The 12,902-nt window shown below is 57.9% G+C and carries 14 protein-coding genes, 1 other RNA gene and 1 pseudogene; 6 read left to right on the top strand and 10 right to left on the bottom strand.

Going from position 1 to position 12,902, the window contains the following annotated elements:
• Positions 1-45: 45 nt before the first annotated feature.
• Together AC3ZVB_RS12190 and AC3ZVB_RS12185 are read left to right on the top strand one after the other, a co-directional pair.
• Complete coding sequence (locus tag AC3ZVB_RS12190; protein WP_490146628.1) at positions 46-291, top strand: FitA-like ribbon-helix-helix domain-containing protein; 246 nt, start codon at positions 46-48, stop codon at positions 289-291.
• The gene (locus AC3ZVB_RS12185) at positions 288-707 is read left to right on the top strand and encodes a type II toxin-antitoxin system VapC family toxin (RefSeq protein ID WP_490146627.1); all 420 of its coding nucleotides are present in this window, start codon (positions 288-290) and stop codon (positions 705-707) included. The genes AC3ZVB_RS12190 and AC3ZVB_RS12185 overlap by 4 nt, the downstream gene beginning before the upstream one ends.
• 219 nt (positions 708-926) lie before the next feature.
• Here AC3ZVB_RS12185 and AC3ZVB_RS12180 read toward each other — a convergent pair whose 3' ends face one another.
• Positions 927-1,790, bottom strand: coding sequence for a methyl-accepting chemotaxis protein (locus tag AC3ZVB_RS12180; RefSeq protein WP_490146657.1), 864 nt, complete (start codon positions 1,788-1,790; stop codon positions 927-929).
• Positions 1,785-2,711, bottom strand: a pseudogene (locus AC3ZVB_RS12175) (methyl-accepting chemotaxis protein); the annotation flags it as partial. The gene AC3ZVB_RS12180 and the pseudogene AC3ZVB_RS12175, both read right to left, overlap by 6 nt.
• Before the next feature lie 375 nt (positions 2,712-3,086).
• Between AC3ZVB_RS12175 and pmrG the strand changes: the two are divergent.
• Together pmrG and AC3ZVB_RS12165 are read left to right on the top strand one after the other, a co-directional pair.
• Positions 3,087-3,758: a lipopolysaccharide core heptose(II)-phosphate phosphatase PmrG gene (gene pmrG, locus AC3ZVB_RS12170; RefSeq protein ID WP_490146626.1), complete on the top strand. Its 672-nt coding sequence runs from the start codon at positions 3,087-3,089 to the stop codon at positions 3,756-3,758.
• Positions 3,755-4,591, top strand: a complete 837-nt coding sequence (locus AC3ZVB_RS12165) for a phosphatase PAP2 family protein (protein ID WP_247266903.1) — start codon at positions 3,755-3,757, stop codon at positions 4,589-4,591. The genes pmrG and AC3ZVB_RS12165 overlap by 4 nt, the downstream gene beginning before the upstream one ends.
• Positions 4,592-4,635: 44 nt before the next feature.
• On the opposite strand, the gene rimJ is transcribed toward AC3ZVB_RS12165, so the two are convergent.
• The 4 genes from rimJ to AC3ZVB_RS12145 all read right to left on the bottom strand — a co-directional run bounded on the left by rimJ (position 4,636) and on the right by AC3ZVB_RS12145 (position 9,451).
• Entirely contained in the window at positions 4,636-5,223 is a 588-nt protein-coding gene (gene rimJ, locus AC3ZVB_RS12160) for a ribosomal protein S5-alanine N-acetyltransferase (protein ID WP_162437877.1), read from the bottom strand.
• A 232-nt stretch (positions 5,224-5,455) separates the two neighbouring features.
• Positions 5,456-7,795 carry a TonB-dependent siderophore receptor gene (locus AC3ZVB_RS12155; RefSeq protein WP_490146656.1) on the bottom strand — a complete coding sequence of 780 codons (2,340 nt, stop codon included), beginning with the start codon at positions 7,793-7,795 and terminating at the stop codon, positions 5,456-5,458.
• A 175-nt stretch (positions 7,796-7,970) separates the two neighbouring features.
• Positions 7,971-8,933 (bottom strand): FecR domain-containing protein, encoded by a 963-nt coding sequence (locus tag AC3ZVB_RS12150; RefSeq protein ID WP_490146625.1) that lies wholly within the window; start codon positions 8,931-8,933, stop codon positions 7,971-7,973.
• Entirely contained in the window at positions 8,930-9,451 is a 522-nt protein-coding gene (locus AC3ZVB_RS12145) for a sigma-70 family RNA polymerase sigma factor (RefSeq protein ID WP_162437878.1), read from the bottom strand. The genes AC3ZVB_RS12150 and AC3ZVB_RS12145 overlap by 4 nt, the downstream gene beginning before the upstream one ends.
• A gap of 239 nt (positions 9,452-9,690) precedes the next feature.
• Between AC3ZVB_RS12145 and AC3ZVB_RS12140 the strand changes: the two genes are divergently transcribed.
• Together AC3ZVB_RS12140 and AC3ZVB_RS12135 are read left to right on the top strand one after the other, a co-directional pair.
• Positions 9,691-9,939, top strand: a complete 249-nt coding sequence (locus AC3ZVB_RS12140) for a helix-turn-helix transcriptional regulator (RefSeq protein ID WP_162437879.1) — start codon at positions 9,691-9,693, stop codon at positions 9,937-9,939.
• Positions 9,939-11,138: a type II toxin-antitoxin system HipA family toxin gene (locus AC3ZVB_RS12135; RefSeq protein WP_490146624.1), complete on the top strand. Its 1,200-nt coding sequence runs from the start codon at positions 9,939-9,941 to the stop codon at positions 11,136-11,138. Before AC3ZVB_RS12140 ends, AC3ZVB_RS12135 begins: the two co-directional genes overlap by 1 nt.
• A 39-nt stretch (positions 11,139-11,177) precedes the next feature.
• Here the strand turns inward: AC3ZVB_RS12135 and AC3ZVB_RS12130 are convergent, their stop codons facing one another.
• The 4 genes from AC3ZVB_RS12130 to AC3ZVB_RS12115 form a co-directional block, all read right to left on the bottom strand.
• On the bottom strand, positions 11,178-11,381 hold the full coding sequence (locus tag AC3ZVB_RS12130) for a hypothetical protein (protein ID WP_490146623.1): 204 nt from the start codon (positions 11,379-11,381) through the stop codon (positions 11,178-11,180).
• A gap of 148 nt (positions 11,382-11,529) precedes the next feature.
• Positions 11,530-11,926: a transfer-messenger RNA gene (ssrA, locus tag AC3ZVB_RS12125) on the bottom strand.
• 109 nt (positions 11,927-12,035) lie between these two features.
• Positions 12,036-12,287: a PA2433 domain-containing protein gene (locus AC3ZVB_RS12120; RefSeq protein ID WP_162437882.1), complete on the bottom strand. Its 252-nt coding sequence runs from the start codon at positions 12,285-12,287 to the stop codon at positions 12,036-12,038.
• Positions 12,288-12,529: 242 nt separating this feature from the next.
• Positions 12,530-12,805, bottom strand: coding sequence for a PA2433 domain-containing protein (locus AC3ZVB_RS12115; RefSeq protein WP_162437883.1), 276 nt, complete (start codon positions 12,803-12,805; stop codon positions 12,530-12,532).
• Positions 12,806-12,902: the final 97 nt, after the last annotated feature.

Below are 12,902 nucleotides of genomic sequence, written 5' to 3'. Positions count from 1 at the left end.
TGTGCTAGCCTGCAATCAATGATTTCATTGATTGCAGGAGGCGTTATGGCCAGCATCACCATTCGAAACCTTGATGAGGCGCTCAAGGAGCAATTGCGTATCACGGCGGCGCATAACGGACATTCCATGGAAGAAGAGGCTCGCCTGATTCTTGGCCGGGCCTTGGCAACTGTTGATCGCTCCGGTGGACTTGGAAGCCGGATCCGCAACAGATTCAGCGCTGTCGGTGGATTGGACCTCGAGCTGCCAGAGCGATCAGAAAAGGCTGCTGCGGTGGACTTCTCTGAATGATAGTGCTCGATACCAATGTTCTATCTGAGTTCATGCGCGTTGAACCCGATGCAAAGGTTCTGGATTGGGTCGATGCGCAACCGACGATGGAACTGGCGATCAGCGCCATCACGGTGGCTGAGATTCTTCACGGCATTGCGCGTCTGCCGTCCGGCAAGCGCAAACAGAAGCTTGAGTCTCATGCGATGGCAATGTTTGAAGAGGACTTCGCGGGAAGGATATTGCCGTTTGATGCTCATGCTGCCGTCGAATACGCGACGCTGGCCGCAGGCGCCGAAGCAAAGCGTCGAACGGCGGCCATGGCTGATGCGCAAATTGCCGCCATTTGCCTGAGTCATGGCGCTTCGATTGCCACGCGTAATGTGCGGGACTTCGAGTTTTCCGGAGTCGAAGTGATCAATCCGTGGGATGCCTGAAGGTTAATGCCGTCCGTTTAAACGCACTCACACGCAGCGCCGCTTCGACATGTGATTTGTGAGTGAACGCGATCCCTGTAGGAGCTGCCGCAGGCTGCGATCTTTTGACCTTGCTTTTGATTGTTCAAAGCGAGAATCAAAAGATCGCAGCCTGCGGCAGCTCCTACATGACGTGTTGAATTTTGCGGGCATGCCGCTGATTTCACACGTTGATGAAAATTAGACGCGGAAGTGGCTCACCATCTGTTGCAACTGACCACCCAAACGCGCCAGTTCAACGCTCGACTTTGCCGTTTCATCGCTGGCGGCGGCGGTCTGTTCGGAGACGTCGCGCACGTTGACGATGCTGCGGCTGATCTCTTCGGCGACGGCGCTTTGCTGTTCGGCAGCCGCGGCGATCTGCTGGTTCATCGACTGGATATTCGACACCGTACGGGTGATGTTCTCCAGTGACAGGCCGGCCTTGCGCGTCAGTGCGACGCTGCTGTCGGTCAGGGTGCGGCTGTTGTGCATCACCGTCGACACTTGCTGGGTACCGTTCTGCAAACCGGCGACCAGGCCTTCGATTTCCTCGGTGGATTTCTGTGTGCGTTGGGCCAGGCCCCGCACTTCGTCGGCCACCACGGCGAAACCACGACCGGCTTCACCGGCGCGGGCGGCTTCGATGGCGGCGTTGAGGGCCAGCAGGTTGGTCTGTTCGGCGACGGCCTTGATCACGTCCATGACACTGCCGATCTTGTCGCTCTCTTGCTGCAGCACACTCATCGCTTCAGTGGAGCGCGCCACTTCGGTGGCCAGGCGTTCGATCTGTGCAATGGCTTCACTGACCACCTTGTCGCCTTCACGCGCTTCGCCGTCAGCAGCCGCTGCCGCCTGGGAGGCTTGTTCAGCATTGCGCGCGACTTCCTGCACCGTGGCGGTCATTTCGTGCATGGCCGTGGCCACCTGATCGGTCTCGATTTTCTGGCTGTTTACACCGGCGCTGGTTTGTTCGGTCACGGCGGACAATTCTTCAGCGGCGCTGGCGATCTGCGTGACGCCATCGCGGATACCGCTGATCAAGTCGCGCAGGGTCACGCCCATCCGTGCGATGCCTTGCTGTAACACACCGAGTTCGTCCCGGCGCGTGACCTTGACGTCCTGGGAGAGGTCGCCGCTGGCGATGCGCTCTACCACGGCCAGGGTGTCCCGCAGCGGACCGGTGATCTGGCGGGTGATGAGCACTGCAGCAATGACGCCCACCAGCAACGCCAGCAAGGTGCTGATCAGTTGCAGGGTGCGGGCTTGTGCGCTTTCGATGTCGCGGCGGTCAAGCTGGATCTGATACAGCTGATCGCTCAGGGACACGATGGCGGCGCCCTGGTCGGTCATTTCCTTGCGCGCCTGCACGGCATCGTTGCTGGCATTTTTATAGGCCAGCAAAGAGCTGCGGTAGTTGCCCAGCGCGGTCTCCAGCTGACGCAAGGCGTCGAGTTGGGTGTCGGCAAAATGCACATTCAGCGATTTCAGGCTGGCAATCGCCGCGTCCAGTTGGTTGACGGCTTTTTGTTCGGTCTCGGCATTGGTGGTCGCGGTGTAGCCGCGCACTTCGTAACGAGCCAGCAGGAACGCTTCCTTGGCGGCAGTGATGGCCAGGAATTGTTCGAAGCGCTGATCGCTCAGCGGCGTTTGCTGCACGTGGGTGTAAAGGGTGTTGATCAGCGTGTTGGCGGTTTCAGCGTTGGCGCCCATGGCGTCGCGGGCGCTGTTGCCGGTGCGGTAGGCGCTGCGCATTTTGTTCAGGGACGTCTTATAGGCATCGATCTCGGCGCCTTGCTCCCTGAGCAACTTGAGGTTTTCCGGGCTCTTGAATTTCGCCAGCAGCGCTTGTTGCTGGGCGGAAAACGCATCAAGCGTGGTTTGTACATTCTGTGCGGCGGTTTCGTCGCCGTTGGTCAGCATGTACTGCAGGCGAACCACACGCAGCTTGGTCAGGCCGGCGTTGAGTTGGGTGATATCGCTCATCCAGTTGCTGCGGTCAATCAGCCCGCCAAGGCTGGTCCAGCCGGTCAGAGCGAGGACGCAGGTCAGCGCCAGGACCAGGCCAAAACCCAGGCCCAGTTTCAGGTTGACGCTGATGTTACCGAACCAGCTATTCATCAAATTCCTCCAGGAACGTTGTCTGTCTTGATCGTCGGTTGGCTGGAAGATTGTTGTTTTTGAGAGCCAGCAAAAATGGGTAGCAGGTGTGTATCGGCCGCACGTTGGGTAACTGAAGATCAAAAGATCGCAGCCGATCTTTAAGCTTTTTTTCACAACCGTTTCACTCCCCGCCGACGCGGCCCTCTCTACCCTCGCGGCATCGAATGAAAGTGGTGCATGCCGACGGGGCGGCTTGATGTGGAATTAAGACTGAGTCTGTTCGGGATAAAACGCTCGATTGATGTGGGCTGGCTGAGCCGTTATCGAAACACCGCCGTAGTGCTGGCCTCGGCGCTGCTGGTCATCCCGTTGACGATATGGCTGTTGGCGCCGGCTGCCGCGCCGGACCTGTCCCACGGTAACGTCGCGGGCGCCCGGACATTGGTCGACGGGTGGGCCAAAGGCGACATGATCGTGCTGGTGCGCCACGTCGAACGCTGCGATCACTCCAGCGCCGTGTGCCTGAATGGTTTCGACGGCATTACTGATCGCTCCCGCAGCGTCGCAGTGAGCGTTGGGGCGCGGTTCGAGCAGTTGGGGCTGGAAAAAGCCGATGTCTACAACAGCCCGTTGCTGCGCACGGCGCAAACGGCCGGGTACATGTTCAATAAAGTGGGCGTGGGCGAAGACTGGCTGATCAATTGCCGGGGCACCATGCTGCGCGATGCGCTGAAGCACAAAGTGCCGGGTCGAAATCTCATTCTGGTTACCCACAGTGAATGCATGTCGCAACTGGAAAAAGACCTCAAACTTCCGGCCTCGACACTCGGTTATGGCGCGTCTTTGTTCATCACGGCAGAAGCGTTCAAAGCTCCGCGCATGCTCGGTTTCGTTGAAGCGTCGGATTGGCAATCGGTGTCCACTCAATGAGCAAATCCATGCGCTTCTATGGCTTCAATTTCGGTATTCCGCTGGCGCTCGCCGTCGTGGTGTTCCTGCTGTTCGACCTGACCCGAATCGACATCGCCTTCAACGATCTTTTCTATGACCCGGTCACGCAGACATTCCCGCTGGACCATGTGCACTGGTTCGAAAAAATCACCCACAAGTGGGCGCGCATCATTCCGAACTGGACCGGCGAAATTGCCATCATCGGTGCCTTGCTGTCGTTTTTATGGCCGCGCCTGAAGGCTGAGAAGCATTCGAAAATCATCGCGTTCCTGGAGAAGATCAACGTTGGCCCGGTGCTGCGGTTTGCCACCAGACACCGTCGGGACTTTCTGTATGTGGTGTTCGCGTTCTCCATCAGTACCGGCGTGATCCACTACCTCAAGGGTCACACCAGCGTGTACTGCCCCATTGAAACGACGCAGTACGGTGGGAAGATCGAGCACAAGGAGTGGTATCAGAATTTCGACTTGCTGAAAGTCGCGGGTGACGGGCGCTGCTGGCCGGGCGGACATGCCTCGGGTGGCTTTACCATGCTGGCGCTGTACTTCGTCGCGCGTCGCTATCGCTGGCGCTATTCCAAAGCGCTGATGTACGGCTCGCTGGCGCTGGGCTTCGTCTACGGCACCACACGTGTCCTGCAGGGCTGGCACTACATGTCCCACACATTCTGGGCCGGGATCTTTGTGTGGCTGGCGTGTTTGCTGACGGCGCTGGCGTTTTACGGGAGAGCACGCTTGGAGCTGCCGGTGGAGCACGCATCCGTGCACTCTGCTGGTCATGCGTTATCGCAAGCAGGCGCACTTCCACGGTAGAGATGTGTTGCGCAAGAAGGCTTCGTCGAACAAGCCGGTAATGCTCAGGCGAGACGTCGCGTCCAGCGCTGATCCGGTGTTTCAAAACGCTGATTGACCAACGCGGTCAGCACGTGATCTTGCCAACGCCCGGCGATGCTTAAAAAAGCCTTGGCGTATCCCTCTCGTTCAAAGCCCAGGCGCTCCAGCAGTTGCGCACTGCGCTCGTTGCCGGGGATGTAGTTGGCCATGATCCGGTGCAGGTTTTGTTCATCAAACATGTAATCGATAGCCCTGACCAAGGCTTCGCGCATCAGGCCCTGGCCTTCGTGTGATACGTCGATGTGGTAACCCAGGTAGCAGGCCTGAAAAGCGCCACGCACGATACTGCTGAAGTTGCAGGCCCCGATCATTTGGTTGCCGTCGTTGTTCAGTACAGCGAAATGCACCGCCAGGCCGGCTTTGAACGCGCTGGCCTGAATTTCAAGCCGTCCGCGGGTTTTTTCAGCGCAGTGATAGTCCGTCGGACGAATTGGCGACCAGGGTGCAAGGTGTTTTTGGTTGCGTTGGTAGAAGTCGCTTTCCAGGTCTGCCTGGTCGGGGCTTAGCACCGCCAGCGTCAGGCGTTGGCAGGGGAGGGTCAGCAGTGACATGGAGCGCTCCGCAAGTGAGGGGTGCCCCAGAATTGCCTAAGCGGTTGTAAAACTCAAATGACAAGCTGGTTTTCTCCAGGCAAAAAAAAGCCCGCGGGAGGGCGGGCAAACCGTAGTTTCTTGAATGAGCGAGGGCAATGTACCGTTTGACGAGGCGCGATGGGGTGAAGAAAAATTCATCTGCACGGCGCACCGTTTGCACAATGCGCTCGCTCATTCCCGTTGGCCGCTATCAGAAGTCGTACTTGAAACTGGTCATGATATTGCGCGGTGCGCCGTAGTTGGCCGACAGGGCTGGGGAGCTGTAGTACTCGCGGTCAAACACGTTGTTCACGTTCACCGACGCCGTCAGGTTACGGGTGATGTCATAGCGCGCCAGCAAGTTGGTAATCGCGTAGCTGCCTTGGGTAAAGGTGTGCAAGTCGTTGCCGGTTTTGCTCTGCCAGTTGACGCCACCGCCGAGGGTCAGCTTGTCCAGCGGGCCGTGCAGGCGATAGCTGGTGAACGTCTTGACGCTGTTGCGGGGCATCATGGTGCTGATGCGGGCGTCGTCCGCGTCGGTGGTCACCGAGTAGGCATAGCCTGCAGACGCTTGCCAGCCTTCAGCCAGTTCACCGTTGAGCTCCAGCTCGATGCCTTTGGACGTGGTGTCCTGCTCGGAGCTGTACACGTTGTCGTGTTGCCAGATCGCCAGGTTGTCCTGCTCCAGTTTGAAAAGCGCAACGCTGGAGTTCAGCTTGCCGTCAAGGTGCGTGCCTTTCAGGCCGATCTCGTAGCCCTTGCCTTCCATCGGGTCGAGGGGTTTGTTGTCTTCGTTTGTGACCCACGAGGCTTGCGGGCTGAAAATGCTGGTGTAGCTGGCGTACACCGACCAGGTGTCGTTGAGGTCGTAAACCACGCCGGCGTAAGGAATGAACACGCCGTTCTCTTCACGATTGACCTCGGTTTCGGGTGCGCCATAAGGGCGGTCCGTGGTGTCGCGTTTCCAGTCGATCAGTCGGCTGCCGAGGATCAGGCTCAGGTCGTCGGTCACGCTGAAACGTGAGGTCAGGTAGGCCGCGTATTGGGTTTCGTCCATGGACGATTTGCCACTTTCGATGAAGTCGGGCTTGGGTGAGTTGCCGTCCCAGGTGAACAGGTTGTCGATGGCGCCTCCCGCAGAAGAGGCGTAGTCGTATTGCCAGCCGCCCCAGCCCGGAACACTTTCCTTGTATTTGGAAAGGGTCATCCCGCCGATCAACTCATGCTCGCGACCAAACAGTCCGAACGGGCCGGTGACGTACAGGTCGAGGTTGTCCTGCCTTGGCGTACCGGAGAACCGCACGGGCAATTGTGAAGTGCCGCTGCCGTCCTTGTTGAGATCGCCCATCACATAGTTGAAGGCTTCATCGAATTTGTTTTCCGCGTGGGTGTACTCGATCTTGCCGCTCCAGCCGTTGGCGAATTGCTGCTCGATGGAGGTGAAGAACGTGGTCTGTTCGTGATCGTTATAGGACCAGTCCGGCGCCCCGTTGATCGAGCGCTTGAGGTCGGTGCGTTCGCCGGTGCTGAAGCGCGAGGGCAAGCCCGTGCGCAGCGGCGAGTCGACGTCGGTGCGCTGGTAGCTGAAGCCCATGGTCAGCAGGGTGTCTTCGCTCAGGTCGAATTCGCTGATGCCGTAGAGCAGTTGCGATTGCAGGTTGAAGCGGTCGATCCAGGCATCCTGGGTCTTGTAGTCCGCCACCAGGCGCCCACGCACGTTGCCGCTTTCGGTCAGGGGGCCGGACACGTCGAAGCCGCTGCCGTAGCGATCCCAGTTACCGGCTTCACCGGTGATGCTGGCCCGGGCCTCGGCGGTCGGGCGCTTGCGAATCAGATTGATGGTCGCCGAGGGGTTGCCCATGCCGCTGATCAGGCCGGTGGCGCCGCGAATGATCTCGACGCGGTCGTACATCGCCATGCTCTGGGTGTAGTTGTCCAGACGCGTGTTGGTGGGCACGCCGTCGATCTCGTAGTTCTGGATAACGAAGCCGCGGGAATAGTAGGTGTCAGTCTCCGCACCGAGGCCGTCACGAACGACGGTGATGCCTGAGGTGGCATCCATGGCGTCGGTCAGGGTTGTCAGGTTCTGGTCATCCAGACGTTGGCGAGTCATCACCGTCAACGACTGCGGGGTTTCACGCGGGGTGAGGTTGAGCCGGGTCGAACTGCTGGACGAGTAGGTGGTGTACAGGCCGGTGCCTTCGGTGGTCGACCCCGGCGCCTTGCCGGAAATGGACACCGCGCTCAGCTGCAACGCATCGCCGGAACTGGCCACCAGCGAATAGTTGCCGTTGGCGCCACGGCTGGCTTCCAGGCCAGTGCCCGCCAGGAGCATCGCCAGGCCTTGGTCCACGTCGTACTGGCCGTTGAGCCCTGGTGTTGTCTGGCCTTCGGTCAACGGGGTGGAGTAGGACAGCAGGATGTGCGCCGTTTGACCAAAGCGCGTCAGGGCAGGTGCCAATGGCCCGGCTGGAATATCGAACGACTGCAACGTTTGTTCGGCGGCCTGCGCCCAGTTCGGGGCGATCATCAATGATGTGGTTGCCGTCATGCAGGCGATACCTTGAACCACGGCGCCGGCCAGTTTTTGCTTGAGGGATAAGTGCCAGAGCTGGCCGTTGCGAGCGGTGAAGTCCACGAGTTGTTCCCCATTGAATATAAGTGTCTGGGGTTTAAGTCTCGCGAGATTCGAAAACGGACCACCCAATCGCAAAAAAAAAGTGGTGTCAGGTCAGCCGTGGTTTCAGCGTGACCCAATAGCGGGTGAACTGCTGAACGTCGAGTTGCAGGGTGTCGGCGACGGCGAAAATGATCCGCTCGGTGTTGGCCAGGGGAAATGTGCCTGATACGCGTACGTCGGCCAGGCTCGGATCACAGGCCAGATGCCCGCGCCGGTAGCGGCTCAGTTCACCGAGGAAGTCTTGGAGTGGCTGCCCCTGGGCAACCAGCATGCCCTGGCTCCAGGCGGGAGGCGTGAGTGCCACGGCTTGACGGGTAATCAGGCCCTGGGCGTTGAAGCTGAGCTGTTCGCCTGCCTGTAAAGTCATTGCCAGTTGGCGTTGCGCCGACGGATTAATGACCAGCGAGCCCTGATAAACGCTGACCTGTGTAATGCCCGAGCGCTGCCGGACGCTGAACCGTGCCAGCGCCACATCGAGACGACCTTCGGCAGTTTCTATCGACAGGGGACGGCCGTCGGCAATCTTGTCCCGGGTGATCAATATCTCCCCGCGCAGCAGCTTGATGCGTCGTACTTCTCGTTCGAACACCACGTTGATCGCACTGTCGGTGTTGAGCTGTACGTGTGTGTTGTCCGCGAGCGCGATACGTAGTTGCTCGCCGATTCGACTGTGGTAGTCGGCGGTCAAGTCCTGCAGGAGCGCGGCGTCCTTCATGCTCCAGGCTCCCGCGCCTGCAGCCATCAATACACCGAGTTGCTTGATCGCCGTGCGCCGAGACATCGTCGGGCGAAGGGCGGCGTGGGCCAGCGGGCGCTGGTTCGGGGAGCGGATATCGCTCATGCGTTGAGAGAATGCTTCGGCACGCTGCCATGCGTGCTCGTGAACGGGGTGTGCCTGGCGCCAGTTCATCCAAGCAGCCAGGGTGTCTTCGCTGACGTCGCGTTCCTGCAGTTCCAGATGCCAGTGCATCGCTTGTTCGGCGACGTCGCCGGGGATGGGCGGCTTCACTGCAAATCCAGGCTGTCATCGAACATGATGCACAGGGCGCCTGCTTTGACGATGTAGCGCTTGACGGTGGTGATGGAAATGGCGAGCCGATCAGCGATTTCGCCATGGCTCAGCCCATCCACCTGCGACCACAGAAAAGCTTCGCGAACCGGGCGCTCAAGGCATTCCAGTGCGGCATCGAGGGCGATCAGGGTTTCCAGCAGGATGGCCTGCGTTTCAAGACTGGGTGCGGTGAGCTCTGGCATGGCTGCCAGTGCTTCAAGATAAGCGCGTTCAAGTTTTTGCCGGCGGTAATGATTGGATAAAACGCTTTGTGCCACCTTCGCCAGAAACGTGCGTGGCGCATGCAACTCCGGTACCTGCTCTTTGGCCAGCAGTCGCATGAAGGTGTCCTGTGCCAGGTCAGCTGCACTTTGCGAACAGTTGAGCCGGCGCCGTAACCAGTTCTGCAACCAACTGTGCTGTTGTCGATACAGCACGGCCACGTCGCAAAAGCCGGTTTGAGAGGGTGAGGACATGATCTGATAGCGCCGGATGAGTAAATATCACAAATGATAATACTTATCATATAGATCGGCCGGGTGTGGCTGCAAGGGCGGTGTTTGATTGCTCGGGCAAATGGTCGGTCGCATGCGCCTGTTGACCCGTCACAGGAATGTCAGGGCAGGAAATAGGGCGTTACCCAGGATAAAATCTTTAGGTCGCGCGAATGTTATGTATGCGGTACATTTATTGACAAATGTTACGGATATTGAACATGGATTACGCTCTTCTTGTAGATCGTCTCGGCGAACAGATACGCGAAAAGCGCATCAATCGCGGCTTGACTCAGGCACAGGTCGCTCAACTCGCCGGTTTGACACGGCAGAAAGTCATTGCTGTAGAGAAGGGTACATTGTCGGTGAGCATGCTCGCGTTTGCCCGGGTGTTGGGTGCGCTGGATTGTGAGTTCGAGGTGGTTCCAGCCCGCATGCCCACTCTAGAAGAACTGGGGGACATGTTCTAATGAAAATGACCTCGCTGAACGTCAGTACTCCCGAAGGCAATAGCGGGAGGGTCTTCGCCAGTGCAGCAGATTTTGTGTTCCGCTACGACGACGATGCGCGCTCCGAAAGTGCGATCAGCTTGTCGATGCCTGTGCGACTAGACGATTTCCGTCGGCGGGATCTGCATCCTGTTTTCCAGATGAACTTGCCGGAAGGGTATGTGCTGGAGCAGTTGCGTAATCGCCTGGCTAAAACAACCAATGTTGATCCGTTTCTGTTGCTCGCGCTTTCCGGTAGCAGTGCACCCATTGGTCGGGTTCACGTGCGCTCAAAAGCAGTTGATGCGCTGCTGGGGGAGCAGAGATTTGCCGGGGAAAATCTCGAAGAGATTCTGACGTGGGACGGCACGGAAGATATTTTTGCCGACCTGCTGGATCGCTACATTCTGCGGGCAGGCATTTCAGGTGTTCAGCCCAAAGTCATGGTTCCTGAATATCAAGGAGTTGACTTGCCACGCGTCACCTCCAAAACCTCTGACTTGATTATTAAAAGTGGCCGTGATGAGTTTCCCGGGCTGGCAATCAACGAGTTCCTCTGTATGTCGATGGCCAAGGAGGCGGGCATCCCCGTCCCGCCGTTTTACCTTTCGGAAAACGCCAAGCTCTTTGTCATGCGTCGATTAGATCGTGACGATCAGCTCAACCCGATTGGATTCGAGGACATGGCGGCGCTGATGGGGCTTTCAGCCGATCAAAAGTACAGCAAAAGCTACGCAGCGATTGCCAAGGCAGTCCGAGTATTTTGCCCGGCGGTGCACATCAGATCGTCATTGGACCAGCTATTCGATAGCGTCGCGTTGAGTTGTATTGTCGGAAATGGTGATGCGCATTTGAAAAATTATGGCTTGCTCTATTCCGAGCCGACCCAACGCGACGCGCGACTGGCGCCGGCTTATGACATCGTCAACACAACGGCCTACATCCCGGAGGATGTTCTGGCGCTGGATCTGGCGGGTAACAAATCACTGTTTGCTTCACGCCAGGGGCTATTGGAGTTCGCGCAGACATGCGAGGTCGAGCGACCTCAGGAGCGAATTCAGCACCTGCTTACGGCTGTTGAAGGGGTGCTAGAGCGCTACCCCCAGTATCGGGAGCAGGCGCCTAATGTAGTGGGAGCAATTCAACGAGCGGCAGCACCTTTCGCACTCACGTTCGGGTAGTGTTTGGTCGACAGCCAGTTTAAAGGACGGCTCACCTGGTTACTTGGATGCACCGAGCCCGAATTTCAGCCCGCCCCAATTCCACTCCTTCGATTGCTTCACATAGCATCCGGGCTGATTGGCGGGGGTAGCATCACAAGCGATACGACCACCCTTGCTGGTGTCGGCCGTGCGGTCGTTGTAGTGCGCGCAGCCGGAGGCCATCGAAAATAACAGCGCGACGATCAGGGTTTTTAGGGGCATGACAGCATCCTTGCAGGTGGATCTGAAGCATAGGTCCTGATGTGTCGGGCCGTCCAGGGACTCTTCGAAAGGTAGGGACGCCCCGGGATTACAAACCTCCAGATGCAACAAAGCCCGCACTGGGCGGGCTTTGTTGGTGCTTCGTATTTGGTGGAGCCGGGGGGATTTGAACCCCCGTCCGCCAGTACTCCGCTGTCGGTACTACATGCGTAGCCGTTTCTATTAAGTTAACCCTCAGCGACCCGAAGAGCAGGGTGCTTTGGGCGAGTTGTGTAAGTTTTAGCCGCTTCGTCCACAACGTACTGCACGGCGATTCTGTTCTATATGACAATCACTTCGGGTTTACAGACATCCCCTAGTGATTGCTGGACCCGAAGGTACCAGAAGCTCAGGGCTAAGGCTGCTTACGCAGCGAGAGCGAATTCCTGGCCGTAGTTTTCGTCATTGGCAACTATAAGTAGTTGCAACAGTGGATTTACGAGTTCTGTTACCAACTCGGCATGCACCTAAAGTTTCGCAACCGGCGTCGAATCCTAAACGGCCCCGAGTCTGTTGCTCGGTGTATCAAGTGAGCAACAGACCTGCGCAGTGTACGCCAACGCGACTCAGAAGGCCAACCCGAAGGTTGGCCGCGAGTGATTATGTGCTCGCTGCTCAGTTTGCCATCGACAATGCCTGGGTGGCCTCAGTGGCGCATTTTTTTTCATCATTGGCAGCCTGTGAAGCTTTGGCGCTGGCCAGCAACCTCCTGATCTCCGGTGCGTTGGCGGAGGTCGCTGGCAGCGAATTCACTTTGGCTTCGAGTTCCTGCAGCTTGCTCGTACACAGGTTGTTATCCGCAGCAAATACAGGAGAGGTCAACATTGCAGCGGACATGAACAGACCAGCCAGTGCGGTACGTTTCATGGATATCTCCTAAGAATGATGGTCTCGTTGCTATCGCATGAGCGGGCTCGGCCGAGGTCGATCGACCGGCCGCGATGCTTGAGGCCTACTCAAAAGACCACGCCACTGCAAAGTAATTCGGTTTTAGAGAATCGTGAACGACGACAGGCCTGTTGCTCTGTCAATCGAGATGGGCAACAAGCCTGTGTGATTTACATCAGCGTCGGCGAAGCAGGCCATCCCAAAGGTTGGCCTTGTCGGGACTACTGCTTGCCGCCATCACTGGACTTCTGAATATCCTGAATCGTTTGGGTCGTTTCGGCGATGCAATCTTCCGTGCCTTTTTTGGTACCCGTCGCGTGATCAGCTTTGGCTTTTTCGACGGACGCCTGCACCTGTTCAGTCATCTCCGGAGAGATTTGCGACTTGGCATTTTCGATAGTTTTCAAATTGACCGCACAGAGGTCTTCGGCTGCGAACGAAGTGGACGCCATCATGGAAGCAGTAACGAACAGACCTAACAGTACAGAACGTTTCATGTGTATCTCCTTGAGCTGAGGGTCCAGGCATTTGCTGGCCATCAGGACGGGCTGCCGATTGGGGGAAGCCCGGCGATGTCCGGGCTTAATCTGTGGA

It is taken from the genome of Pseudomonas sp. MDV22-iso1 (assembly GCF_058145095.1).
This window is presented reverse-complemented; position numbering and strand designations above follow the sequence as displayed.